Below are 25412 nucleotides of genomic sequence, written 5' to 3'. Positions count from 1 at the left end.
CATTGGCTACATCTTTTGAACAGAGATATCACAACATGTCAGACTATCTAGCACCCAGTATGGCGAAGGATCATCCCAACTTACCTGTTGTGAAAGAAGAAGGATGCTATTACTATGGTGCTGATGGAAAGACATACCTTGATTTCACTTCAGGGATTGCAGTGGCAAACACGGGACATCGTCATCCTAAAGTGGTTCAAGCGATTAAGGAAGGTGCTGATTCTTTGATGCACGGACCATCAGGCGTCATTATGTATGACTCTATTCTTCAACTAGCTGAACGGCTCCAAGGCATTATGCCGAAAAATTTGGATTGCTTTTTCTTTGCAAACAGTGGTACAGAAGCCATTGAAGGTGCAATGAAATTGGCGAAATATGTAACGAAGCGCCCTTATGTTATTTCATTCACTGGGTGTTTCCATGGACGCTCACTTGGTGCACTTGGGGTGAGTACATCAAAAAGCAAATACCGCAAATTCTTGCAGCCTAATGGACTAACCTACCAAATTCCATATGCGGATGTAGCTGGTTGTCCAGAAGGGCAAAATGTAGAAGATTATTGTGTTTCTGAGCTTGAGAAAGATTTTGAAAAGCTTTTTGACCACCAAGTAACCCCTGAGGAAGTGGCTTGTGTCATCGTGGAACCTGTATTAGGTGAAGGCGGCTATATCATTCCACCGAAAGAATGGCTACAAAAAGTGAGAGAGATTTGTGATCGTCACGGTATGTTACTCATTTTTGACGAAGTTCAAACAGGTTTTGGCCGTACAGGGGATTGGTTTGCTGCCCAGACGTTTGATGTAACACCAGATATTATGGCGATCGCAAAAGGCATTGCTTCTGGGCTGCCGTTAAGTGCGACAGTCGCTTCAAAAGAATTAATGAGTCAATGGCCAATGGGAACACATGGGACAACGTTTGGTGGGAACCCAATTGCCTGTTCAGCAGCTCTGGCGACTCTTGATGTGATTGAAGAGGAAGGATTACTTGAAAATTCTCGGGCAATGGGTGCATATGCGTTAGAAAAATTAGCCCTTATAAAGGAAAAGCATCATGTAATTGGTGATATTCGTGGCGTAGGTCTTATGATTGGAATTGAAATTATTGATCCAGATACGGGGGCTCCTGATGGAAACGGGATGATGCGTATTTTAGATCTCTCGCTTGAAAAAGGAGTGCTCTTCTATCTTTGCGGAAAACATCAGGAAGTCATTCGTATGATTCCTCCGCTGATTATTACGAAAGAACAATTGGACGAAGGGCTACGCATTTTTGAAGAAGCTGTGATTTCATTTGAACAAGAAAAACAGGTCGTCACTGTAGGATCATAATGGAAAAATCCCTATCACTCTTATGGTGATAGGGATTTTTATGATTTTAAGATGTTTTCTCATATTTTGGCGAGAGATTTCAGAATATCTTTTCATTTCCGCGGAAATATTTTAAATTTCGCAGATAAAACAAAGATATTCGTCGGAATGGAAGATTTAGACAGGTCTAATTCGGTTTCATGCTCGGCAATCAGGGAACTTAATAAACAGACATAATTTGAGAGCAAAGGAGATCGGATCCACTATGCTGGAATTTCTGATTCACTTCCTAAAAGAGCTTGGAATCTGGGGCCTTCTGATAAGCAATGCGATTGAAGCATCATCTTTGCCTTTTCCTGGTGGCATGATGACACTAACGTATGGTTACTTATTAAATGCTTCCGTTATCGAAATGATTGGTTATGCATTTCTGACAAGTGTGATCTATACAATTTTCAGCTTTATTCCTTATGGGATCGGACTGAAAGTAAAAGATAAGATAGAAAAAAAACTTAAAAAGAAGAAAGTAGAACGAGTGCAACGCTGGTTCAGAAAGTGTGGCTCTTGGAGTATTGCGATTACACGACCGCTTGGTGTAGGCAATTACGTATCCTATGTGTCTGGAATGAGTAAGGTGAAAGCATGGTTATTTGGTGTTCTTACCTTTATAGGAATTTTCCCATGGACAATTGCGATGTTATGGATAGGGAAAAATGGAAACATCAAATCCGTTCAAGCGATCTTTGGTAGTATTCAAAAATATCTCTTCTTGATTCTGATTGTGGCAGTTATTGGATTCATTGGGTATCACTACTATCAGAAAAAGTGTAAAATTGAACACAAGAAACAGGTTGTTAACACTGACCAAACGTCATAACAAGTAAGTAAGGAGAGGTTACTTTGGATCAATTAACTTATCAGCTTGAAATTCCAGAAAGTGAAAATGTTACACTTCGCCACCTGATTAATCATAAGAAATCGATGGTTGTATTTGTTCGTCATCTTGGCTGACCAGTTTGTCGAGCCTATCTTACGCAGTTGCGTAAGCGCGTAAATGAAATCGAGAAGGAAGGCTTTCAAATTATAGCCATTGCTCCTTCAAATGCCACATATATTCGTCAGTTTATTGAAGCTTTTGGAGAGTTTCCGTTTGTTATTGCAGGGGACCCGAAGAGAGAAGCCTATCGAGGAATGGGTCACCATACGATGCCGAAATGGAAATTGCTTGGACAAGCAGCTATCGGGTTCATCACTCGTAAGATGGATGGATTTATTCCAAAAGAACAAAAGAAAAAAGATTTTGTCTTAAAATCTATGAAAACGCAGGATGTTTATATTCAAGGTGGAACGTGGATTTATGATGATAGAGGGAATTTAATCTGGCATCATATCGACCAATCTCCTGAGGATCATGCGAAAATCGACTCTGTCATTGAAGAGTTAAAAAAACATAATGTATAGTAAAATCGCTTCTAACAATGTTAGAAGCGATTTTTACGATCTATTTTTTTGGGGTGATATTAGGTAAGTTACTGATTAACGACTTTTCTTCGAATAGCAAATGCTGAACCAGCTACTGCAAGAGAACCTATTGTAATCCAAAGAGCTGTTAGGTCAGATGACTGTTCGCTCGCGCCACCCATACCTGTCTTAGGCATATCACCAGGCATTGCTTCTCCAGCAAACATATCCGGCATTTGTTTAACAATCGCTCCACCTAGAGATTCACCTACACCAAACATGAACGCATAGCCTTCACGGAATTGATCAGTTGAAGCTTTAAAATCACCAGACATGTATGATTCAAATGATCCAACGACTTGTTTTTCATGAGCCATAAGTGCTTCCGTTGCCGCATCAGTTGGAAGGTTTTCTTCTGTTGATGTTCCAAGGAAGGCACCGAAATTTTCAGGGAAAGTTGTTAATAGACGTTCTTTTGCCATTTTCATCGCTTCTTCGTCTTCAGAAAGAGAGGCTACGACAAGATCAGCTTGTGCGGCGATGTGGTCTTCCTGCCAAATCTTCTCAAACTGAGCGGCACCTTCATCTCCATAGATTGAGCCGATTGCAGCTTTAAAGTCAGCAGTGTTTCTGTCTTCTGCCCAGTTTACAAAGTCGTAGTCTTCTGATTGATCATAGCCCTTTTCAAGACCAAGTGAAGAAAGCGCAAAGTGTTCAGATGCTAAACCGTTTAGAGTTGAGCGTAAATCTGCAGCTGGTGTATCAGCTTTTGTGTTTTCAAATTTATCGGGCATTTGCGTTACGATCGCACTCGATAATGCTTTACTGATCGCAAACATATGCTTATGTCCTTCGCGGAATGTCGTGTAAGCTTGTTCATAATTTCCTTCTGTATACTCATCAAATGTCGTTAATACTTGGTCTTCATGAACTTCCAGAACGTCTGCAGCTGCTTCTTTTGGAAGATTTCCTTCTGTTGCAGTATCAAGGAACGTGGAAAATTCATCAACAAATTCATCTACTTCCTTCTCAGCTTCTTTCCGAAGTTCTGCATCATCTTCTGTTGCAGCTTCTACGAAATCTGCGGAATAATCATTGTGACCTCTAAAGATGTCCTCAAATTGTTGTGCGGCTTCATCACCATAAACAGATGCGATGGCTGGTGTCATATCAGCAGCGTTTTGATCAAGCGCTTCTGTTACTTCTTCAGCATCCTCGGTGCCATCATACGATTTTGTCATAGACGTAACAGCTAGTACAAAATGTTCGGATAAGAGCTGGTCAAGAGTTGCTCTTAGATCTGCTGCTGGTGTACTCACCGTTGGTTCTGGTTCAGCTGCACCAGCAACTGTCGGGAACAATAAGGTTAGCCCTAGAGCTGGAACCATTAATTTTTTAAATGCTTTTTTCATGTTCATTTTCTCTTCACGCTCCTCGTTTTTTTTACCGTTACTTTTGATTACACATAGCTAACGAAGTGATAAAGAATTTGGATCATTTTTAGAGACCATTCTTTCGAAAAGATTTTATTTTTAAATTTTCTAAAAATAACTTGGTGGATAGACTGTCATTGTGATAGTATTAAATTTCTGTCTCATTGAAAGACAAATCTCATAAGGAGGTAACTGATCTTGGATCATAAGACTCAAAGTGCCTATCGAAAAGAGAAGCAGCAACTCGATCAAATCGCTGCCGAGATTACAAAGCAGGAAAAAGCGTTGGAAGGATATCCCCGGTATTCAGGTGATAATGTAACAGAACAGGCACTTGAAAGCATTCGAGAGGAAAAGCGCCAATCACTTGCCATTGCAGCAAAAGAACCGTACTTTGCTCGGATGGATTTTCAAGAAGAAGAGAAGTCATCACGTTCCTATTATATTGGGAAGGTTGGTGTAGCACATGGAGAGTCACAGGATTCTCTAGTGGTTGATTGGCGAGCGCCTGTTGCCAGTATGTTCTATGCCTTTACAGGAGCAGAAAAGGATGTTTATTACTTATCCCCAGATGGGGTCATTGAAGGAAATATTGAACTGAAAAGAAACATTGTGATTCGAGATAAAGAACTTCAGCGAGTGGTGGACACTTATGTAGAAGGAAGCGATGAATTAAGTGGATCCGATGAGTTTCTTCTATACCGCCTAAGTGAAAATAAAGATAATCGCCTTCGCGATATCGTTTCCACAATACAAGCAAAGCAAAATGATATTATACGTGCAGAGCAGTCGACCCCATTAATCATTCAAGGTGCAGCAGGGAGTGGGAAAACAACCGTCGCCCTGCATCGATTAGCTTACTTATTGTACGAGTATCGCGATACGATTCAGGCAGGAAGAATGATTATTTTTGCACCGAACCGTATGTTCCTTGATTATATTTCTGGCGTTCTTCCGGAGTTGGGTGTTGGAGGAATTCAACAATCAACCTTTACGGATTGGACAATAAAGATGATTGAAGAAAAAATAAACGTAGATGTCTCAGAAGATGATCTTCAAAAATGGTTTGGAGAAGAGCGCCCTGACATGGATTTGGCTGCCGGAAGAGTGAAGGGATCGATCGCATTTAAAAAATGGATCGATGCTGCCCTTTCCAGCTATAGTCAATCAGTAAATCCAGAAGGGTCGTTCACTCCATTTGAAGGAAGTACGCTCTCTGAAGGTAAAATTCGACAGTGGCTAGAAGATCTCTCGGCATACCCAGTCGGACGGAAGCGTGAAATGATCATAAATCGCTTTAAAGTCTGGATCAAAGATGAGATCAAGTCGATTGAAGGAAGTCATGTACAAAAAGAGTATCGTAAGCTAGCGAATGATCAACTGAAGCAATATTTTAAAAAATGGCCGAAGCAAACAGCACTGTCATTTTATAAGTCGTTATTTCAGGCAAATCCTCCGGTATATATAACTAAGAACGAAAGAAAGTCTATACTAGATGAGGCGCTTATAATAGAAACGGCAAAAGGTTTAAAGAAGAAAAATGTATCTTCCTCTGATCTAGCTCCCCTTCTCTATATACAATTTAAATTAAATGGCGTGCATAAGGACGATGTCTTTCAGCATATCGTGATTGATGAAGCGCAGGACTTCTCTCCATTTCAATTAGCATTGTTAATGGAAGTGAATCGCGCTCGCTCTTTCACGATATTAGGAGATCTTGCACAGGGAATTCACGCCTATAAGGGAATTCATCGGTGGGAAGAATTCAGGGATCTTTTTGAAGGTAAAGAGCTTTATATAGAATTAGAACAAAGCTATCGTTCTACATTAGAAATTATTGAATTTGCAAATAAAGTGATCGCTCATGCTGAAATACCGGTTCAGCCGGCTATACCGGTATTTCGGAGTGGGGAGAAAGTTATCGTTAGTAAAAGACCAAAAGACAGACTCGTGGACTCCTTGTTTGAAACAGCGCAGGAAATGAAGGGACGTGGGTTGAAAACCATTGCCATTGTTGGAAGAAGTGAAGAAGAATGCCAAGGCTTGTATCAGGAGCTTTCTAAGGAGCAGGATGTTAACCTTCTATCAAGAGACGATCGGTCATATGCAGGTGGCATTTCCGTAGTACCAATCTATTTAACAAAGGGCCTAGAATTTGATGGTGTAATCGTAGCGAATGTGAATAAAGAAAATTACATGCTAAACGCTGAAGATGCAAAACTTTTATACGTAGGGTGTACAAGAGCGCTTCATGAGCTAAAACTCTTTTATACCGATGCTCCCTCACTATTGTTGCCTGGTTAAACGTTTCTTTAAAGCCGTTACACTTGCATGATCGACTGGGCATTTTTATTTAATAAACATGCTGAAATTCATCTAAACTCTCGTGATCCGTCTACCGATAATAAAAGTAGTTGGAAGATAAAACTGAAAAAGGCAAACCTATTGAAAAATAGGGACGCAAAGTTATGGGCCTGCCCGCATTCATGCGAATGGCTGCCAGACTGCCAGGCTCCTTATTCTGAGCCCTGGGTTCAGAAAAAAGGAGAGCATACAAGTGAGGAATTTATCTGTTGCTAGCGTTATTCTCTTTTTTATACTGGCCTGTGTTGCACCGTCAGTAGCACTGTCTGAAGGGAAAGCTGAGGCGAGCGAAATGGATCAAGATCTTGCTACATGGATTTGGAATACAAGAGATATTGAAACGAAACCAGAAGAAGTTCTTCAATTTATGGAAGAGAAACAAGTAAGTGATGCCTACTTACAAATTAACCGCTCAATCGCGCTATCTTCCTATCGCTCATTTATTGAACAAGCAACAGCTAAAGGGATCCGTGTTCATGCGCTTGATGGAGCGCCAAACTGGGCAACGATTAAAGGAGCTACGTACCAAAGTAACTTATTTAACTGGCTAGAATCTTATCAAGCGAATGCATCAGATTACCAGAAGTTTAGCGGTGTTCATCTTGATATTGAGCCTTATCTTCATTCAGGATGGACGAACAATTACCAAAACACGATCGCCTTTTATCAGGATCGGTTATCAAATGCAAAAGCACGAACGGAGAGCCTGGGTATTATGTTCGGAGTCGACACACCGTTCTGGTTTGACGAGCAATCCTATCAAAATCGTTATGGATCAGGAAATTTAGCTGAATGGATTATTCAGACAGTAGATGTCACAACATTAATGGCTTACCGAGATCGTGCAGATGGAGGCAATGGAATTATTGCCCTTGTTCGTAATGAAATCGCATTTGCTCAACAGCATCATACAAAAGTTTCCATCGGAGTAGAGACGGGACAAACGTCAGAAGCTTCGTATATCTCATTTTTTGAAGAAGGAGAAGCGATCATGAATGATGAGCTTCTCAAAATAAAAACAGCTTATGAGAATTCAACAGCTGTAGATGGTTTTTCCATTCATTATCTTGATAGTTGGATGGCGTTAAAGCCATAGGAAAGTAAAACCCCCCGGAATCTGTTCCGGGGGGTTTTACGATTATGACAAGATGCTTTTAACACGACCAACCTGTCCATCTTCAAGACGAACTTTAATGCCGTGAGGATGAGTTGGAGACTTTGTTAAAATATCTTTTACAACGCCTCGTGTTGTTTTACCTGAACGCTGGTCCTGTTTTAAAACGATATCAACGGTTTTTCCAGGGGTGATATTACTTCGATTCTGTCCGTTCATGTTTACCCTCTTTCTCTGTCTCCCGTTGTTCCTCTGGTAACGGATCGACAGTATGTTTGACACTGTATCCTTTTGATACAGCCATTCCAAAAGCAGCGGCAATGACAATCGTCATAATGATAACAACGATAATTGTAATGATAATAACCATTCCCGAACTCCTTTCCGTGCTGTCTGTTTTCACTTTACCATGATTCGCTCGGTGAAGATAGAAAAGTCACTAACCTTATAGATACACGTTCTATCATTTAACTAGGCCTCAAGTCGTATGTAAAGATATAGCTTTAGCTCATTATGAAAGCGAGTGACAGAAGATAGAATAAGGATATGAAAGGAGGCGACCTTGATGAAGAAAGCAGGGTTACTATTAGTAGGGATCATTGCTGCGATTGTTTTGCTAGCAAACCTTGGTTCGCTAGTAGGAATGATCATAAGTCTGGGTATCTTATACGTTGCATCTAAGAAATTTCTTCAAACGGATTCAACAACTGGAAAAGTCATCTGGGGGTTTATAGGGATCATAGGTTTAAGCACGGCCGTGGCAAATATGCCAGCTATCCTTGGCCTGGTAGCGGTCTATGTTCTCTATGTTATTTATAAAAAATGGGATGAGCCGGGAGAGTCAGAAGATCCATTCACTAATTTCGAGAAGCAGTGGGATGAACTTAAACGAAGCTAAAAATAAAAAGGAGAGAAAATGATATGGGCAACTTACTAACGCGCATCAAACATTCAATCGAAGCTGACTTTCACAATATGCTGGACCAGAAAGAACAAAAAAATCCACTGTCTTTGTTAAATCACTACCTCAGACAGTGCGAACAGGAAGTCGAGAAGGCGGAGAAACTTGTTGAACGACAGTCGACACTTCTAGATGAAATTAGAAGAGAACTTGTTAAAGCGAGAAGAAATGCAGAGAAGCGAGCGGGACAGGCTGTTCTAGCAAGTGAAGCTGGTGAAACGGATTTATATGAATTTGCTAAACAAGAGGAAGTTCAGTACGAAGAAAGAGCAGATCGGTTATCTCAATTAGTAGATGAAGCAGGACTTGAGCTGAAACACCTTGAACAAAAATATGAGAAGATGAAGCATAAACTGAAAGATATGTTACTCAAGAGAATGGAGCTGATGGGGAAAGAAAATAGCGTAAGAGCCCATCACAAAATGGACGTGATTCTTGAAGAGAGTCATCATGGAAACCAACCATTCAATCGCTTTGATGAGATGGAAAAGTATATTGAAAGACTTGAGAAGAAAGTGAATCGAGATTATTATGTTTCGAGCATGGATATGAAATTTCATGATTTAGAAAAAAAGACAAAAAAACAAGAGACTCATTAAAACCATCAGAAGAATAGTGGTATTCTAAAAGAGGCGCATGCGCCTTTTTTGGTCATGAGCGATTCAAGAATGATCAGATAGATGGATTTAGGAATGGAGGGACACCAATGTGGAGGAATTTAAATAGTGACACGGTTAAAGGGCTTCTTATTATTGGAGTGATTCTAATATTACTAGAAGTTTCTTTAAATGGTGGCCTTCTATTCTTGTTAATCGTATCCGGTGTATTGATTTACATGGGAAGAAAGCGTTTACCACGAGCTTCCGGAAAGGTGTTTCTGGGGGGAGGAATTTTCTTTTTTGTTACAACCATTATGAATATGGTTGTTGTTAAATTTTTTCTACTCGTATTGTTAGTATATCTTGGGTTTCAACTTTACCAATCAAAACAAAAACCGAAAAAAATCCGTCCCGTATTAGAAAAGCCTGAGCATGTGGAAGAGTGCCTTGTTCACCAGGAGACGATTTTTCAAAACAGATGGGTTGGAAAACAAAGGACACATGAACATGTGTACGAATGGAACGATGTGAACATCCAGGCAGGCTTTGGAGAAACGGTTATTGATTTAAGCTATACGGTCCTCCCGAAAGGCGAATCGATTATTATGATTCGTAACATCGTGGGCAAAATTCAAATTCTTGTTCCTTATGAGCTTGAAGTAAGTATTCAGCATTCATCTATACTCGGATCTGCCATACTATTTCATCATGAAGAGCCTGGTATGTTCAATCAAGTGCTTTCTTATAAGACAAAAGGGTATGAGGAAGCTTCTGAGAAAGTGAAGCTTGTCACATCTATGTTTGCTGGGGATCTAGAGGTGAAGCGCGTATGAGTGTGATACAGCGTCATATGTTCATTGGTGCGTTGCTTTCCCTTCTGCTGCTTTTCCTCTTTACTGCGGCTTATTTATCTGTCTATCCGATCGCTTCATTGTCTCTTTTGTTTGAAAAGGATTTAATGGATTTACCATTCGGTCTCATCGTTCCCATCATATCCATTTTATTTGGAGGTGCTGCAGGAGGAGTATCGGGCTTATATGTTAGTAAAGAACTTCAGTACGTAGCGGATTCACTTGAAGAACTGGATAAAGGACGAACGATACATAATAAAAATAGAACAAGTCTGAATGGTGTTTTTGAACAGATCACCAAGCTTCAAAACAGAATGAATGAGCAGGTTAGACTAGCTCAAAAGTTAGCGAATGAAAAAGCAGAGGATCATGAAAAACGTGTTCAACAAGTTGTTTCAGAAGAACGGAATCGTCTTGCGAGAGAGTTACATGACTCGGTTAGCCAACAGCTTTTCGCTGCTTCGATGCTCATGAGTGCGATTACTGAAACGCGAGATGAGACGGATAATCAAGAAACAAAGCACCTTAGGATGGTGGAGGAAACCATTCATCAATCTCAGCTGGAAATGCGCGCCCTTTTGCTTCATCTTAGACCAGCCGCGTTGAAAGATCGCACACTTGAGGAAGGGATAAAGGAACTTCTTAACGAATTGTCTCAAAAGGTTCCGATTGAAGTGAATTGGAAGCTTGAAACCCTTGAGCTTGATAAAGGTGTGGAAGACCATCTCTTTCGTATTTTACAAGAGTGCGTATCCAATACATTGAGACATGCCAAGGCTTCAACTTTGGATGTTCTTCTTATACGTCGGGAAGGCCGAACGATTTTAAGGATTGTTGATGATGGTATTGGATTTAAGATGGATGAAAAGAAAGCTGCCTCCTATGGCCTGCAAAATATGAACGAAAGAGCACTAGAAATAGGAGGCGTTCTGAAGTTAGTTAGCTTACCACAAAAGGGGACAAGACTAGAGGTGAGCGTACCGCATGTTGAAGGAGGAACGAAATGATTAACGTGTTGTTTGTTGACGATCATGAAATGGTACGAATTGGGGTATCATCTTATTTGTCAGCTCAAGCGGATATTACAGTTGTCGGAGAAGCAGACAATGGAAAGAAAGGGGTAGAATTAGCCCTATCACTTCGTCCTGATATCATTCTGATGGATCTTGTGATGGAAGAGATGGATGGCATTGAAGCAACAAAACACATTATTGAACAGTGGCCAGATGCCAAGATTATTATTGTTACAAGCTTTCTTGATGATGAGAAAGTGTATCCTGCACTTGAAGCTGGAGCCACTAGTTATATGCTAAAAACATCAAAAGCTGTGGAAATTGCGAATGCCGTTCGAAAAACGTATCATGGGGAATCTGTTCTTGAACCTGAAGTCACTGGTAAGATGATGTCTCGCATGCGCAGTCCGGTTCAAACGCTACCTCATGAAGAGTTGACGGAGAGAGAAATGGAAATTCTCTTATTAATGGCCCAAGGAAAAGCGAACCAAACCATCGCAGATGAATGCTTTATTGCTCTTAAAACAGTAAAAGTTCACGTCAGTAACATTCTTAGTAAACTTGAAGTCCAAGATCGAACGCAGGCAGTCATTTATGCATTTAAACATAACCTTGTGAACTGATAAGAAAAAAGCAAAAACAAAAAGCGTTTTTGCTTTTTTTTATGCAAAGAATAAAACAACCGCAACCGAAAATTAAGAATATTCTTGTATATAACTGTCGAAAAAGGTTGATTTAATAGTACAAAAGACCTGTTTGTTATTTGTAACCGCTTCAATTTAAAATCTTAGGTTTAGGTTGTTTACAAAGCTCGAAATCCCTATTATAATCCCGATTGTGCTTATGAAACGAAAACAAAACAACGGGAGGGATAATAGATGCTTCATCACATCAAAACTTATCTGCTAATTACTTTGGGTGCGCTCGGTGTTGCTACCCACGTTCATTTCTTCCTATCTCCTAATAGTCTTGCAACAGGGGGAGTCAGTGGTTTGTCGATTCTGATGAACCATCTAGTCCCAAACCTGTCAGTCGGAATGTTTATGATTATCTTGAATGCAGTTCTTTTGTTAGTTGGAATTCTTTTTCTCGGTCCTAAATTCGGTGTTAAAACCATTTATGCGAGTTTTGCTCTATCGCTTGCAGTATGGGCATTTGAACGCTTTATTCCAGTAACAGAGCCATTCAGCCAGGATATTTTAATTCAATTAATTATTGGGCAGTGCATCGCTGCAGCTGGTATGGGACTTGTGTTTCATCAGAAAGCATCAACTGGGGGTACCGATATCATTGCGATGATTCTAAATAAGTACTTCTCGATGGATGTTGGAAAAGCCGTTCTTATCTCAGATATCTCCATTGCCCTATTCTCAGTCGTACTCTTCGGACCTGAGATTGGTATGTATGCCATCTTCGGTGTCATTTTGAACGGATTAGTCATTGATTATACGCTTCAAAGCTTCGAGGCGAAGAAAGAGATTGTTATCATTAGTAAAGAAAGCGAAGAAATTCGTTCCTTTATTGTCGAAGTGATTGGGAAAGGCGCAACCATTCACACAGCTAGAGGTGCTTTCACTTCAGACGAAAAAGAAGTCATTACCACGATCCTTGGTAGAAAAGATCTTCTAAAACTTAAAAAGCATGTTGGTGCGGTTGATCAAAAAGCCTTTATTACAGTTCACAGTATGAAGGAAATTCTTGGTCAGGACTTTAAATCACTTGCTTAATAATAGATAAAAAGCCTCGTTTCCATTCGGAAGCGAGGCTTTTATTTATTGTTTCTGAGACTTAAAAGCATAAACGATTGTAACGATAAAGATCAGTGCGGCAAGCACGTAAGATGAATAAACCACTAGCGGAACATCAGCATTTTGATTTTTTACTCCAATTCCAATAAAGGCCCATACGAAAACGAGAGGATAAACCCAATCGTGCTCTTTCTTTAAGAAAGTAAGAGCTAAAATGGTAGCAATTAGTAGTAATAAGAATGTCCATATTGCATCAGAGAGGCCAATTCCATCCCAGTCGATGTAGGTTAGATAATAACTAATATTTGCGATTGTCGCTACGCTAATCCAGCCAAGATACACGGAAAAAGGAAGTAAATCAAAGAAAGATGCGTCTGCTGCTTTGGCTTTCATGTATAGTCTAATGAGTGTAAACAGTAATAGTAACATGACAATAACGGATAAACCGAAGAATTCATAATGCCATAGGAAGATCCAAACGCTGTTCAGGATAGAGCTTACAACAAATAGGCCACTCGTTTCCTGATAGATTGGCAGATCACGACGACTTTTTGGAAATTGGCGAATAACCCAAATGCCTAATAAAAGATAAATCAGTCCCCAAATACTAAACACATAACCAGCAGGTGTGAACAATACATTTAGTCTATTTGAAATTTCTCCAGTCGTTTGTCCATTTAGTGGTAGTGCATTAGCTAGCCCGTTTACCGTTACGACGACAATATATGCAATAAAGTTAAGAAGAAATCTTCCCATAAGAACCTCCTCGTTAAAGTCTATAGTACATACTATTCCTTCTTCATCTTAAAGATAACCGTCTTTGTATGTGCATGAGCACATACAAAAAACCTGCTCCGTTTAAGGAGCAGGTGAGTGTATTTAACGATTTGGAAGTGTAGCATATTCTGGATCTGCCACTTTTACAAGTTGTTTACCAAGGTTTTTCCCTTCAAATAGACCAAGGAATGCGTTAGGAACGTTTTCGAATCCTTCTACAATGGTTTCTTCATATTTTAACTTGCCTTCTTGTAACCATTTACCTAGTTGTTCAGCACCTTCATTAAAACGATCAGAATAGTCGCCAACAGTAAAGCCTTTCATAAGTGAACTAGTTTGGATTAGTTTACCTTGAACACGTGGGCCAAGATCCGCTTCTTTCTTATTGTAAGAAGAGATAGCACCACATACAGGGATACGAGCAAATTTATTAAGTAAGCTAATAGCAGCATCGCCAATTTCGCCACCAACGTTCTCGTAATAAACGTCAATGCCGTCCGGACAAGCATCTTTTAGTGCTTGATAGACGTCCTGTGTTTTGTAATTAATTCCTTCATCAAAGCCAAGTTCGTTTTTAATATAGTCAATCTTGTCATCAGAACCAGCAATACCAACTACACGGCAACCTTTGATTTTAGCGATTTGTCCAACGACCGAACCTACTGCTCCAGCAGCACCTGATACAACGACTGTTTCGCCTTCTTTAGGTTGACCGATGTCTAGAAGTCCAAAATAAGCCGTTTGACCAGGCATGCCAAGAATGCCAAGGTGCGTTGTAATCGGTGCTACGCTTGGATCAATTTTGCGAAGGTGCTTTTCGTTGACAACGGAATATTCTTCCCAGTTGAGGTGACCAATCACAATATCACCTTGAGTAAAATGAGAAGATTTAGACTCTGTTACTTCAGCTACTACCCCACCATTTAAAGGTTCATTAAGTTGGAATGGGGCTACGTATGATTTTGCATCTCTCATACGACCTCTCATGTATGGGTCCACTGTAAGGTATAGTGCACGTAGAAGAACTTCTCCATCTTTAGGTGCTGGAATATCCGCTTCAACAATGTTGAAGTGTTCCATTGAAGGCATGCCTTCTGGTCGCTTTGCTAGATGAATTTGTCTTTGTTTACTCATTCATAATCCCTCCATTAATATGATTGATCCTTCATTCATTTCCTATCTAAGCTGTTCCACCTAAACGGTACCATAAAACGTTACAGTTTATCAAAACATTCGCTCTGTAAAGAGGATAATGGTTACTTGTTAGGATTCCCATGAAGTATGAGAGATATTTGCAGAAGAGCACATTCAAATGCTTCTTTATTTTGAAAAGAATCATCTTAATTGGTTATGATACAAGTGAGAGGAGGGGAGCCATTTGAGTCAAAAGACAAGCGGATGGATCATGAAACAAACCTGGGAGGACCTCTTATTCCTGCACTGGTCCGTTAATCGCTCCTGGCTTCAATCAATGCTTCCACCTCAATTAGAAGTTGATACATTTGATGGTAAAGCATGGATTGGAATCGTTCCATTTGAAATGACGCATATTCGATTTAGAGGGTTGCCTCCCGTTCCATTTGCTTCAAGGCTACTTGAGTTAAATGTTCGCACTTATGTGAAGTACGGTGAAAAGCGCGGCGTCTATTTCTTTAGTCTTGATGCCAGTCATAGAGCCGGAGTCAGTATTGCTCGGAATCTTTTTCATCTTCCGTACTTTCGCGCTAAAATGGGAAAAAAGAGAGAGGGAAACCAAATTAGCTTCTGGTCATCACGAACGCATAAAAATGCGAATAAAGCGGACTATCATATTATATACGAACCAGTAGGGGAAGCCTACGAAACGACAAAAGGAAATCTTGATTACTGGTTGACAGAGAGAGATCGACTATTTATTGTACGTGAGCACAACGTCTATCAGGGAAAAATCAAGCATCATAAGTGGCCACTACAACAAGTAGATGTTGCCGTGCTTCGTGATACGCTCTCTCAGACATACAATTATCATGAGTCATTTATTACTCACTTTTCTCGATCTGTGACAACTTATTTATGGCCGTTTGAAAAGCTAACAAAAACACCAGGCTCTCCTATAGAGTAGCCTGGTGTTCGATTATGATTCGAGTGAATGTTTCCTTTGAAAGGAGCGAGGCTCAATCCTGCGAAATAGTTTTGTGCGAGCAAAAGTGAAAAGGACAAGCGCTGCCCAGATTAACGTGAAGCTAACCATGTGTACAGAAGTGAACGACTCCCCATAAAGAAAGACACCTTGTATGAGCATTAATGTAGGTGCAATGTACTGCAAAAAGCCAATCATCGAAAGAGAGATGCGGTTAGCCCCACTTGCAAATAGTAAGAGAGGAACAGCTGTTACTACACCTGCCCCAAGCAATAGACTGAAAGTAACTGAATTCTGTATATATAAGGCATCCGCAACGCTAGAGCGTACTGTTATCAAATAGACTAATGCAAACGGTGTGATAAGTAGCGTTTCAATCGTTAATCCAGTTAGAGCACCGAGTCTTGCTTTTTTCTTCAATAAGCCATATAAACCGAAGCTCATCGCAAGAATAAGAGAAACCCACGGTATTTCTCCAAAACGAAATACGAGATTTAGTACGCCAATTGTCGCAAGCAAGAAAGAAATCAGCTGCCAGAATGACAGTCTTTCTTTTAAAAATAGGATTCCAAGAAGAACACTAATGAGTGGGTTGATGTAGTAGCCAAGACTTGTTTGAATCACGTGATCATGATTAACCGCCCAAATAAACGCATACCAATTGATGGTGATAAATAAGGAAGCAAAGGCTATGGCTGCCAGTTTCTTAGGCTGACGGACGATTGTGTACAGTTCATCTTTAAAAGAAGTCATTTTCCTCATCACAGCTAAAATGATCGTCATAAAAACAAACGACCAAATGATACGATGAGCAAGTACTTCTTCAGAGGGAACACTTCCAACAAGCTTCCAATATAGCGGGAGAATGCCCCATAAGAAGTAAGCGCCGGCACCAGAAAGTATGCCAATTGTTTGTTCATTATCTAAGTTTTTCATAAGCTAATCCTCGTTTCCCTCATGTTACTCTTACCAGTTTAGCTTCCTTTCCAAATCATTACAATGAAAAAGAATTCGGGATGCAACATACATTACATTGTAGAAGAGAGGGAGGATGAAAAGGTGATGAGAATTGAACGGATTTTACTAGATCAACAAATTGGAGACGTAACGGGTAATGGGCTTCCGGATCTTGTTCGTCTTACTGGTACGAAACCTTATGGATCCGACACGCCGTTTGTCGATAACGTGGTGTTAACGATTCAGAATGATGGTTCAGGATTAGATGTTTCTTTCTCACTGCCTGGAAGTAGCGGCTATCGTCCTACTCTTTATTTGGGAGAGTTTACAGGGAATAAGGTAAAGGAAATATTAGTGCGTACAGATTCAGGAGGAAGTGGAGGAATCACATATGACTTTCTGTATTCTTTTCTCAATCAATCTTTAAGATTACTTTTTGATCAACAAAGCTTTTATGAAGCGTTTATGTATGAAGTGAATTATCTCGATCACTATCAGGCGAAGGTGGAAAATAAAACCTTAAACCAGAGTTATCTTGTAAGTTTGCTTTATAAAGGAAGAGAATACCTGTCCGAAATTTATAAGGAGAATGGTCTATTAAAAGCACCGATAACAGGTGACGTGTTGCCCCCAGGAGGCGTCTATCCCATTGACTTGCAGCGCGACGGTATTGATGAATTATTAGTCTATCAGAGAGTAATTGGAAGGTATAATGCAGATGGTCTAGGCTTTCTTTCAACACCGCTTCAGTGGAAAGAAAACCAATTCGTTCCGATGTATCAAACGTTATGTATCTTTGGGTAGGTTGTATGTAAAAAGGGGAATTGTTCCCCCTTTTTTAATGAAAATTTGATTTATTGCTTTTCAAGAAGAGATGCAAGTACGTGTTTCTTGAATTTCTCTGTCTTGCGACCTTCAATATAACGTACATCATGTTTTTTAAGCTGTTCAACGTACCAGCCTTTGCTTGCGTAATGCATCGAACCATCCTTTCTCTAGTGAAAATTCTATAAGGATTATTCTATAAACCTTAACCGTCAACCATGTTATCATCCATTGGATTTATTGAAAAGGGTAAAACAGTAATTTTTTTAATAGAATTCCTTCTTCTTATTCATGACAAAATAGAAAGCGAAATGGATAATAGAAGAAAGGAGGGATTCGCATGGATTTTGCCTGGCTTGTCGCGGAAGACAAGATTAAAACTGCCTTGAAAAACGGTGACTTTGACAATCTGCCTGGTAAGGGGAAACCACAAAAACTTGAGGATCTATCGATGATTCCAGAGGATCTGCGAATTGCTTACAAAGTCATGAAGAATAGTGGCTATCTCCCTGAAGAAGCTGAATTAAAAAGTGAGATTCAATCTTTAGAAGAGCTCCTAACCTTTTGTGAAGATGAAACAGACAGGAAGAGATTAAAAAAGCGTCTATCGGAGAAACAGATTCGATACAATCAAGTTGCCTATGAGCGACGTGCAAATCTTCCTCCAGAATATCAGGATAAAGTGAATAAGAAACTTTCTGAATCGTAATATCCCCCCTTCATTTACTTTGAAGGGTTCTTTTTTTTACACATTCGCTTAAAGGAGAAGGTTCCTTTGAAGCGAATGTATGTATAACAGTATGGAAGAGTGGGTTCGAAGACGCACTGAAAAAGAGGGGGAGTACTAATGGATGGTTCTATTTCAGTTCATGAGTTAGTAAAGACGTATAAGGGAGACGTGAAGGCTGTGCAGGGCGTCAGTTTTGAAGTGGGTGAAGGAGAGTTTTTTGCTTTTCTCGGTCCGAATGGGGCAGGGAAATCGACCACTGTTCAGATTCTAACCACGCTTGTAAAACCAACAACGGGCACGATTCGGATTGGCGGTGTAGATGTTGGAGAAGAACCAGAACGCGTCCGCTGGAATATCGGGGTAGCCTTACAGGAAACGGGAATTGACCCGGTTCTCACAGGAAGAGAATTAATTGAAATGCAGGCAAGGCTATTTGGCTTCACTAAAAAAGAGGCGAAAACAAGAGCTGATGAGTTACTTACGCTAGTTGATTTGAATGATGCTGCTGATCGCCCCTGCGGAAAATATTCTGGAGGAATGAGGAGAAGGCTGGATCTCGCCTTAACGCTTGTACATAAACCTAAAATTCTTTTTCTTGATGAACCAACAACTGGACTCGATCCTTCAAACCGACAAGCGATTTGGAAAGAAATTAAACGGTTAAATCGAGAGGAAGGGACAACGATCTTTCTCACTACCCAATATCTTGAAGAGGCTGATCAACTTGCAGATCGAATCAGCATTATTAATCAAGGAAAGATCGTAGCTTCTGGAAGTGCTGAAGAGTTAAAAAGAACACTTGGATTTGATGCGATCCAACTCGTTTTTGAAGCGGATGAAGAAGCAGAGAGAGCAAGTAAGGTTTTGGCAGATCTCGGTGAAAATATTGAATGTTCTAAGGATGAAGTAACGCTATATACGGAGAATGGAACGCAACTCCTTTCTGAACTCGTCCGAAAGCTTGATGAAAACAACCTTTCACCTAAGAAGCTAAATGTTAAACCTCCTTCTTTGGATGATGTATTTATTAATGTGACGAACGAGCAAAAGGAAAGGGCGTGAGGACATGAGTGAACAAAGAAAGGGCTCTTTCTTAGTTGATACACTCGTTTTTACGAAAAGAAGTATCGTAACAATTATCCGAAACCCATTGATTTTTATCCCAAACTTAATTATTAGTCTTTTCTTTTTGTTTGTTTATGAAGGCGGTTTAAGCGGTATTTCAGAGCTTCCAGCATTTGAAGGGGCTAACTATCTTGCATTTATTTTACCAGTATCAATCGTTTCAGCAGCAATTGGAGGAGCGGGTGGTGCGGGGCAAGCTCTTGTGAAGGATTTAGAAAACGGGTATTTTTCACGTCTTCTTCTTACGCCTTCATCAAGGCTTGCGATTGTTCTCGGACCAATCATTGCAGGCATGCTACAGCTACTTATTCAAACGGGTTTAATTTTAGTTGTCGCTTATTTTCTAGGCCTGGAAGTAGCAGCTGGATTTGGGGGAGTTATTGTGGTTTTATTATTAACGCTTGGATGGGGACTTGCGTTCGCAGGATATTCAGTAGGTGTAGCTCTTAGAACAAAAAATGCTCAGTCTGCACAAGCCGGAACATTTGTCTTCTTTCCACTTATTTTTCTCAGCACCACGTTTGTCCCTTATGAACTGATTGAAGCAGGGTGGCTAAAAGTAGCTGCAACGATCAATCCAACGACCTACTTATTTGAAGCAATGCGCTCGGTATTTATTGATGGGTGGGAAGCCTGGCCACTGGTTAGGGGATTCTTAGTGATCGCTCTCCTATGTGCCATTACGATTAGCTTCTCAGCTATAAGTGCCTCAAAGGCGGTTAGTGCTGACTAAGAGCGCGCAGGATTCCTGCGCGCTCCTTCTTTGTAGCTGTTATTCATCTTTGTGATCGGGTTTTGTAGCATGAATAAGAAACCGGTGAGATGGAAAATCAACAAAACCATTTTTCTCAATTTGTTCGTGAAGGCGATAGAGAGCGGAGTGATAACGGACCGTTGAAAAATCAGGAATCTGCCATGGAATCGCTTTTAAATAATAAATAATCGCCCCAATGTCATAAAATCTTGTTAATGGGAAATCTTCATATGCTTCAAGAATATGAAAGCCTGCAGCTTCAAGTTCCTGAACTGCATAATCTAAGTTCCAATGGTCAAATTCAGACTTCAAAGGAGCATCTAGAACCCGATTAAGTTCTTTCATATCCTCGCCACCTACCTGCTGGGTGATAAACGAGCCAGTTGTGTTCAGCATGCGGTAAACTTCCGTTGCTGAGTAAGAATCGTGTTTATTCATCACCAATTGGAACTCTTCATTTAAAAATGGAAGGTTATGGTCATCTTCAAATCCTTTAACGGTAATTCCCTGAGGTTCGAGCCGGGCTTTTGCAATTGGGAGATTAGGTGGATAGCCTTCTGTAGCTGATAGTTTCTTTGGAAATGGTTTAAGAGCTTCAAGAAACTCTCCGCCACCCGTCCCCATATCTAGAACGCTTTCACTTGTTCGAAATCGTTTGATGACAGAAGAAGTGTAAGACCACGGAAGCGGAGAAGCGCTTACTCGTTCAGTGTCTGTAATATAAGAAAAGTCCCAGCCAGAAAAAGGTTGATCTACCTCGGTCAGGTAGAATTCGAATACGGAGTTTGCCATTATGAAAATCCTCTCCTGTTAGTTATTACCATTATAGCAGGGAGAAAAGATATTATGGGGAAAATGAATATGTCATTTAAGATTTAAAAGTGTAAGAAATAGGGTAAAACAAGAAAGGCGAACATCCAAGTTGACCGATAAAACAAATGAATCTGTAATGTAGATTAAAGGACGTGGAAATAGTGGATACAACAAAACGATATGATTTAGTAGGGATTGGGATAGGTCCATTTAACTTAGGGATGGCAGCCCTAGCAGATGATTCAGAAGTAGACGCCGTTTATTTTGATCAGAAAGAAGAATTTAATTGGCATCCAGGCATGTTGATTGATGGAGCGGATCTTCAAGTTCCGTTTCTCGCTGACCTCGTCACAATTGCAGATCCTAAAAGTCCATATACATTTATTAATTATTTACATGAGCATGATCGCCTTTACCAATTTTATTTTTTCAATAAATTAGATATACCGAGAAAAGAATATAATGCCTATACGCGCTGGGTAGCTTCTAAATTATCAAATTGTTTTTTCGGTAAAAAAGTAATCGATGTAAACTATGCTAAAGAAAAAGAATGCTATAACGTTACGATTGAAGATGTGAAAACGAGGCGATCAGATGTCATTCAAGCGAATCACGTTGTACTTGGTACGGGTAGCGTGCCCAATATCCCGGAAGGTTTTGAATCATACCCGGTAGAAGACGTCCTTCATACGAATCATTACCTCTTCCATGAAAAAGAGTTAAAAAAATCAAGATCTGTTACTGTTGTAGGTTCGGGACAAAGTGCTGCAGAAGTATTTTATGATCTTCTTCACGATCAGGAGCGATATGGCTACCGGATAAATTGGTTGACGCGATCGGCTGGTTTCTTTCAGCTAGAATCAGCGAAATTAGGTCAGGAAGTATTCTCTCCTGATTACGTTAGTTACTTTCATGGTCTTTCGTTTGACGAACGTAAAGACGCTCTTTCAACTCTTGGTACACTGCGAAAGGGAATCGATCCGTCTACATTAAAAAACATTTATCATCTTCTTTATCATCGTTCTTCTGAGCAACCGCTAGACATCATGATCCAACCTTTAACAGAAGTAAACGGCGTGAAGAAGATCGACGAATATTATGAGTTAAATTGCAGGCAGTGGCAAGAGGATCATGAGTTCCAGGTGAATACCGAAAAACTTGTTCTTGCAACTGGATATAAGCCTCATTTTCCTGAATGGTTTAAACGAATTGAAGACGACATTGAATGGGAAGATGAAAAGCGATTCAAGGTGGAACGAGATCAACAACTCGTTTTTAAAGATGGACGAAAAAACCACATTTTTTCATTAACGAATCTGGATCATTCTCATGGGACAGGCGCAACAAACCTTGCACTTTCTGTCGAAAGAAATAAACGAGTGTTGAATGCTATAGCAGGAAAATCACTTTTCAAGGTAAACACAAATACGGTCTTTCAACAATTTTCCAGTAAAAAAAGATAACAACAAATTCGGATAAAGAAGTAAAAAAGAAGCTGAATCGTTCAGCTTCTTTTTTGCGATTTCTCATAAACGAGCGAGTAACCTTCAAGATTGACAACATGGTTAATTCCCTGACGAAATGTTGCAAAAGTAGGGATGGTAGGATCTAAGTCAAGGTTCATTAGCCACTGCACGACTTGCTTTGTCATTCCGACATAAACGACGAAAACTCCCATCAAAGTAAGAGATTTGGTCATGGTTTCACAGAGGACTTGTGCTGAGCTATTATCGAGTTCGGATAATCCCGAGAAATCCAGTAATACATAGTCGGTATTGTTCGTTACACAGTAGTTCAATGTACTTTGAACGAGTCTTTGGGTTCGCTCTTCATTCATGGTGCCGATAAGGGGGATAAGGATGGAGTTATCGATGACCGTTGGAATAATAACAGTAGACAATTCATGGACAAGCTTTTTATTTTCCTGAAGCTCTTTTTGTTTTTCCGTAACATCGCGCCAGACAAGCAGATATCCTACCTTAACTCCTGCATCATCTTTGTATTCGGATATCACAATACTTGCAGCAAAGCGGTCGAATAAAGTGATGGTACTTTCATATGGAAGACGATGATGCAAAATGTTTCTTTGGTGTGAAGGGTTTTGATGAAATTCATCAATGTTCTTTCCAATCAGATCTAATGGTTGATGAATAGGCAAATAAGAGATGAGGGAGTTTAACAAAATTTCCGCCTGGTCATTATACCAAACGACTCTGAAGTCTAAATCGCATACGAATATATTGTCTCCTAAACTGTTAAGCGCCCTAGCTGTTTCATTATGTGAAAAAAAAGTTGTTTCTACCAACTCATTACCTCCGAAATTCAACTAACGTTTTCTTTTATTATAGTGGAAAGAGGTTAGAATGCCTATTAATATCGAATGGAAAAGGATCGCTCGTGATCATGAACTTGTTTCTCTTGCGCCAGAACTTCATCAACAGTTGAAAAGGGGCTACCTTTTTGTAAGGCAGATTGGAACTTTGTAAGTGTGTTTTCCTCTCCTTGCGCCTCAATTTCCACAGAGTTATCCATCTGGTTCATCACGTACCCCGTTAGCCCGAGCTGAGCTGCTTTTTGCTGTGTGAAAGCTCGAAATCCAACACCCTGCACTCTTCCTTTCACAATAAACTGATATCGTTTCATTATAAGTCATCCTTTCCGTAGAGTCTTATAACGTTCTTTTCCTAATTTCTCTGTTATTAAACGGAGGGGAATGGTGAAAACGTCGGAGTAGAAAATGGAAAGGGAGGTAGAGAAGGTGAAAAACAACAATTGTAATCACTTCAAGTGAAAGTAAGTAGAATGGCCAGGGACCAAGATAAGAGATGAGCGTTTGACTAGCTGGTTCTTTCATTAAGAACATATAGTTTGAGCCGAGTGTAAGGTTAAGCGGGAATAGCAAAAGAACGTAAATGTTTAATCCTGCAAACGATATCCATAATGAACGATAAGAGGGAAAAACTTTTTCGACGGTGATCATAAACCAGGTAGCAAGAACAATTCCGCCATGCGCCACAAAAAAATGAAAAAATCGAAAATGCGGAAAATCATATGGACCTAGATCCGGAGTAATCATAGCAAGTAAGGCACTAGCGGAACCAGCAAAATAAGTGATCGGAAGTAGCGTTTTATTCTTTGTTAGAACGAGTGCAATCGCTAGAAAAAGGGATATACTACTAAGCTGTAGTGGCAAAGTGGTTGTGATGCTCCACTCCTTGTAGTAGGCAAACCAGGCATGAAAACTTATCTCTGATAGAAGTAAGAGACAAGCAATCATTAGTCGAATAACGAAGTTGGGAAGTTTGTTTCTTAGGATTTTTCGAGAAAGAAACATTCCAATTATACAAATTCCCACTAGGGAGAGTGCCATAAGATGTGAATAAGAAAAAAGAGTAAATGAACTCTCGGTAAACCATGAAAAATATCTATCCAATGACAACACCTCTTTTTAGAAATAGGAACATTTAGCGTTGGACTTCATAATAAAATAAGCTTTCGAAATTAGTATCGAAAGCTTATTAATCATAGATATTCTCAGTCGATCGAACTTGAATCATCTATGTTTCTTAAGGCATGTTTAACAGATGGGAAGCTTTTTACAGATGATAAAGAAAAATCCGCTTGAATCCCTTCTAGTACAAAATCAGGACGTACGCCTGTTATGCGCAATTCAGCACCCATTAATTTAATGAGTTGATGTAGCTGGTATACTCCTTTATGAAGTTCTGAAGTGAAATGACTAACCCCGGATAGATCGAGGATAAGGAACTCATCTCCACTTTTTTGAATATGAGAACTTACATGATGCAACAGGAGCTCAATTCGTTCTTCATCAATTTGTCCGACGAGCGGGACAATGGAAATATTTCGATCAATCGGTACAATCGGAGTGGATAATCGTTTGACTTCATCGAGATAGTGATCCGACCGTTCTTCCGCTTCTTTTCTTTTTGTTATATCCTGTTGCACGCCGACAAAGTATGTTTGATTCTCACTCTCAATGTGCACAGGATAGATTTGAAGTTCGTTCCAAAAATATTGGCCGTTTTTTTTATAGTTTTTAATTTCAATTTTAACTTTGTTCTTTTTATTAATCGCCTCTCGTAACTCAGCGATTGTCTCTTGGTTAGTATCTTCTCCCTGCAAAAACCGGCAATTAAAACCAAGTATATCTTCCGGTGAATACCCAGTTAACTTCTCAAAGCCTTCATTCGCATACACAATTGGATTGTCTGGAAGCTCCGGATCTGTGATGACAACTCCAGTATCCACGTATTCGATTGCCGTTCTCACAAATTCATTTTTTTTCATCCGCTTAAATTGTTCTTTGTTCACTTTCATGAAAAACAGCTCCATAACATCGTCTTCCTCAATTTCATCATCACCTTTTACATTGAATGGTACTTCTAGTATAAAACGCTCTTGTAGAAAATCCAATAAAAAACCTATTCATCACTT

At 39.9% G+C, this 25412-nt stretch carries 28 protein-coding genes, 1 pseudogene and 1 riboswitch; of the genes and pseudogenes, 17 read left to right on the top strand and 12 right to left on the bottom strand.

Annotation, left to right across the window (positions count from 1 at the left end):
• Window positions 1-2: 2 nt before the first annotated feature.
• From LC090_RS19680 to LC090_RS19670, 3 genes and pseudogenes are all read left to right on the top strand, one after another.
• Window positions 3-1331, top strand: a complete 1329-nt coding sequence (locus LC090_RS19680) for an aspartate aminotransferase family protein (RefSeq protein ID WP_226659830.1) — start codon at window positions 3-5, stop codon at window positions 1329-1331.
• 244 nt (window positions 1332-1575) lie between these two features.
• Window positions 1576-2187, top strand: coding sequence for a DedA family protein (locus LC090_RS19675; RefSeq protein ID WP_226659828.1), 612 nt, complete (start codon window positions 1576-1578; stop codon window positions 2185-2187).
• 146 nt (window positions 2188-2333) lie between these two features.
• A pseudogene (locus LC090_RS19670) lies at window positions 2334-2771 on the top strand (peroxiredoxin-like family protein); the annotation flags it as partial.
• Between the two features lie 68 nt (window positions 2772-2839).
• On the opposite strand, the gene LC090_RS19665 reads toward LC090_RS19670, so the two are convergent.
• Window positions 2840-4183, bottom strand: a complete 1344-nt coding sequence (locus LC090_RS19665; RefSeq protein WP_226659966.1) for a copper amine oxidase — start codon at window positions 4181-4183, stop codon at window positions 2840-2842.
• A gap of 219 nt (window positions 4184-4402) precedes the next feature.
• On the opposite strand from LC090_RS19665, the gene LC090_RS19660 reads away from it, so the two are divergent.
• A complete protein-coding gene (locus LC090_RS19660; RefSeq protein WP_226659823.1) occupies window positions 4403-6508 on the top strand; it encodes a HelD family protein in 2106 nt (701 codons plus the stop codon).
• Window positions 6509-6629: 121 nt separating this feature from the next.
• A riboswitch (cyclic di-GMP riboswitch) is annotated at window positions 6630-6716 on the top strand.
• Window positions 6717-6761: 45 nt separating this feature from the next.
• A complete protein-coding gene (locus LC090_RS19655) occupies window positions 6762-7664 on the top strand; it encodes an amidase (protein WP_226659821.1) in 903 nt (300 codons plus the stop codon).
• Window positions 7665-7706: 42 nt separating this feature from the next.
• Here LC090_RS19655 and LC090_RS19650 read toward each other — a convergent pair whose 3' ends face one another.
• Together LC090_RS19650 and ytzI are read right to left on the bottom strand one after the other, a co-directional pair.
• Complete coding sequence (locus LC090_RS19650; protein WP_226659820.1) at window positions 7707-7901, bottom strand: YwbE family protein; 195 nt, start codon at window positions 7899-7901, stop codon at window positions 7707-7709.
• Entirely contained in the window at window positions 7879-8052 is a 174-nt protein-coding gene (ytzI, locus tag LC090_RS19645) for a YtzI protein (RefSeq protein WP_226659819.1), read from the bottom strand. Before ytzI ends, LC090_RS19650 begins: the two co-directional genes overlap by 23 nt.
• A 195-nt stretch (window positions 8053-8247) precedes the next feature.
• Here ytzI and LC090_RS19640 point away from each other — a divergent pair, with 195 nt between their 5' ends.
• The 6 genes from LC090_RS19640 (at window position 8248) to LC090_RS19615 (ending at window position 12833) form a co-directional block, all read left to right on the top strand.
• Window positions 8248-8580 (top strand): flagellar basal body rod protein, encoded by a 333-nt coding sequence (locus LC090_RS19640; protein WP_226659817.1) that lies wholly within the window; start codon window positions 8248-8250, stop codon window positions 8578-8580.
• A 23-nt stretch (window positions 8581-8603) separates the two neighbouring features.
• Window positions 8604-9242 carry a PspA/IM30 family protein gene (locus LC090_RS19635; protein ID WP_226659815.1) on the top strand — a complete coding sequence of 213 codons (639 nt, stop codon included), beginning with the start codon at window positions 8604-8606 and terminating at the stop codon, window positions 9240-9242.
• 107 nt (window positions 9243-9349) lie between these two features.
• Entirely contained in the window at window positions 9350-10075 is a 726-nt protein-coding gene (liaF, locus tag LC090_RS19630) for a cell wall-active antibiotics response protein LiaF (protein WP_226659813.1), read from the top strand.
• Window positions 10072-11100, top strand: coding sequence for a sensor histidine kinase (locus LC090_RS19625; protein ID WP_226659812.1), 1029 nt, complete (start codon window positions 10072-10074; stop codon window positions 11098-11100). Before liaF ends, LC090_RS19625 begins: the two co-directional genes overlap by 4 nt.
• The gene (locus LC090_RS19620; protein ID WP_226659810.1) at window positions 11097-11729 is read left to right on the top strand and encodes a response regulator; all 633 of its coding nucleotides are present in this window, start codon (window positions 11097-11099) and stop codon (window positions 11727-11729) included. Before LC090_RS19625 ends, LC090_RS19620 begins: the two co-directional genes overlap by 4 nt.
• A gap of 255 nt (window positions 11730-11984) precedes the next feature.
• A complete protein-coding gene (locus LC090_RS19615) occupies window positions 11985-12833 on the top strand; it encodes a YitT family protein (RefSeq protein ID WP_226659809.1) in 849 nt (282 codons plus the stop codon).
• A gap of 45 nt (window positions 12834-12878) precedes the next feature.
• Here LC090_RS19615 and LC090_RS19610 read toward each other — a convergent pair whose 3' ends face one another.
• Window positions 12879-13610: a TspO/MBR family protein gene (locus tag LC090_RS19610; RefSeq protein ID WP_226659807.1), complete on the bottom strand. Its 732-nt coding sequence runs from the start codon at window positions 13608-13610 to the stop codon at window positions 12879-12881.
• Window positions 13611-13733: 123 nt separating this feature from the next.
• Complete coding sequence (locus LC090_RS19605) at window positions 13734-14765, bottom strand: NADP-dependent oxidoreductase (protein ID WP_226659806.1); 1032 nt, start codon at window positions 14763-14765, stop codon at window positions 13734-13736.
• A gap of 244 nt (window positions 14766-15009) precedes the next feature.
• On the opposite strand from LC090_RS19605, the gene LC090_RS19600 reads away from it, so the two are divergent.
• Window positions 15010-15732: a YqjF family protein gene (locus tag LC090_RS19600; RefSeq protein WP_226659804.1), complete on the top strand. Its 723-nt coding sequence runs from the start codon at window positions 15010-15012 to the stop codon at window positions 15730-15732.
• A 12-nt stretch (window positions 15733-15744) separates the two neighbouring features.
• Here LC090_RS19600 and rarD read toward each other — a convergent pair whose 3' ends face one another.
• The gene (gene rarD, locus LC090_RS19595; RefSeq protein WP_226659800.1) at window positions 15745-16686 is read right to left on the bottom strand and encodes an EamA family transporter RarD; all 942 of its coding nucleotides are present in this window, start codon (window positions 16684-16686) and stop codon (window positions 15745-15747) included.
• A gap of 123 nt (window positions 16687-16809) precedes the next feature.
• Here rarD and LC090_RS19590 point away from each other — a divergent pair, with 123 nt between their 5' ends.
• Window positions 16810-17511 carry a VCBS repeat-containing protein gene (locus LC090_RS19590; RefSeq protein ID WP_226659798.1) on the top strand — a complete coding sequence of 234 codons (702 nt, stop codon included), beginning with the start codon at window positions 16810-16812 and terminating at the stop codon, window positions 17509-17511.
• Between the two features lie 50 nt (window positions 17512-17561).
• Here the strand turns inward: LC090_RS19590 and LC090_RS19585 are convergent, their stop codons facing one another.
• A complete protein-coding gene (locus LC090_RS19585) occupies window positions 17562-17687 on the bottom strand; it encodes a DUF2639 domain-containing protein (protein ID WP_194220132.1) in 126 nt (41 codons plus the stop codon).
• 185 nt (window positions 17688-17872) lie between these two features.
• On the opposite strand from LC090_RS19585, the gene LC090_RS19580 reads away from it, so the two are divergent.
• The 3 genes from LC090_RS19580 to LC090_RS19570 all read left to right on the top strand — a co-directional run bounded on the left by LC090_RS19580 (window position 17873) and on the right by LC090_RS19570 (window position 20120).
• Window positions 17873-18241, top strand: a complete 369-nt coding sequence (locus LC090_RS19580; RefSeq protein ID WP_226659797.1) for a DnaJ family domain-containing protein — start codon at window positions 17873-17875, stop codon at window positions 18239-18241.
• A gap of 138 nt (window positions 18242-18379) precedes the next feature.
• Window positions 18380-19324 carry an ATP-binding cassette domain-containing protein gene (locus LC090_RS19575; protein ID WP_226659795.1) on the top strand — a complete coding sequence of 315 codons (945 nt, stop codon included), beginning with the start codon at window positions 18380-18382 and terminating at the stop codon, window positions 19322-19324.
• 4 nt (window positions 19325-19328) lie between these two features.
• Window positions 19329-20120: an ABC transporter permease gene (locus tag LC090_RS19570; protein WP_226659793.1), complete on the top strand. Its 792-nt coding sequence runs from the start codon at window positions 19329-19331 to the stop codon at window positions 20118-20120.
• A 39-nt stretch (window positions 20121-20159) separates the two neighbouring features.
• On the opposite strand, the gene LC090_RS19565 is transcribed toward LC090_RS19570, so the two are convergent.
• A complete protein-coding gene (locus LC090_RS19565; protein ID WP_425590680.1) occupies window positions 20160-20936 on the bottom strand; it encodes a class I SAM-dependent methyltransferase in 777 nt (258 codons plus the stop codon).
• A 179-nt stretch (window positions 20937-21115) separates the two neighbouring features.
• On the opposite strand from LC090_RS19565, the gene LC090_RS19560 reads away from it, so the two are divergent.
• Complete coding sequence (locus LC090_RS19560) at window positions 21116-22417, top strand: lysine N(6)-hydroxylase/L-ornithine N(5)-oxygenase family protein (RefSeq protein ID WP_226659789.1); 1302 nt, start codon at window positions 21116-21118, stop codon at window positions 22415-22417.
• A gap of 41 nt (window positions 22418-22458) precedes the next feature.
• Here the strand turns inward: LC090_RS19560 and LC090_RS19555 are convergent, their stop codons facing one another.
• The 4 genes from LC090_RS19555 to LC090_RS19540 form a co-directional block, all read right to left on the bottom strand.
• Window positions 22459-23259 (bottom strand): STAS domain-containing protein, encoded by an 801-nt coding sequence (locus LC090_RS19555; RefSeq protein ID WP_226659787.1) that lies wholly within the window; start codon window positions 23257-23259, stop codon window positions 22459-22461.
• A 65-nt stretch (window positions 23260-23324) separates the two neighbouring features.
• Window positions 23325-23597: an acylphosphatase gene (locus LC090_RS19550; protein WP_226659784.1), complete on the bottom strand. Its 273-nt coding sequence runs from the start codon at window positions 23595-23597 to the stop codon at window positions 23325-23327.
• Window positions 23598-23622: 25 nt separating this feature from the next.
• Window positions 23623-24387: a TIGR02206 family membrane protein gene (locus LC090_RS19545; RefSeq protein WP_226659783.1), complete on the bottom strand. Its 765-nt coding sequence runs from the start codon at window positions 24385-24387 to the stop codon at window positions 23623-23625.
• Window positions 24388-24488: 101 nt separating this feature from the next.
• Entirely contained in the window at window positions 24489-25391 is a 903-nt protein-coding gene (locus LC090_RS19540) for a PAS domain-containing protein (RefSeq protein ID WP_226659781.1), read from the bottom strand.
• Window positions 25392-25412: the final 21 nt, after the last annotated feature.

Source organism: Guptibacillus hwajinpoensis, assembly GCF_020524165.1.
Lineage (GTDB): Bacteria > Bacillota > Bacilli > Bacillales > Guptibacillaceae > Guptibacillus > Guptibacillus hwajinpoensis_D.
Note: the sequence above shows the minus strand (reverse complement) of the source record. Positions and strands in the feature narration are given on the sequence as shown.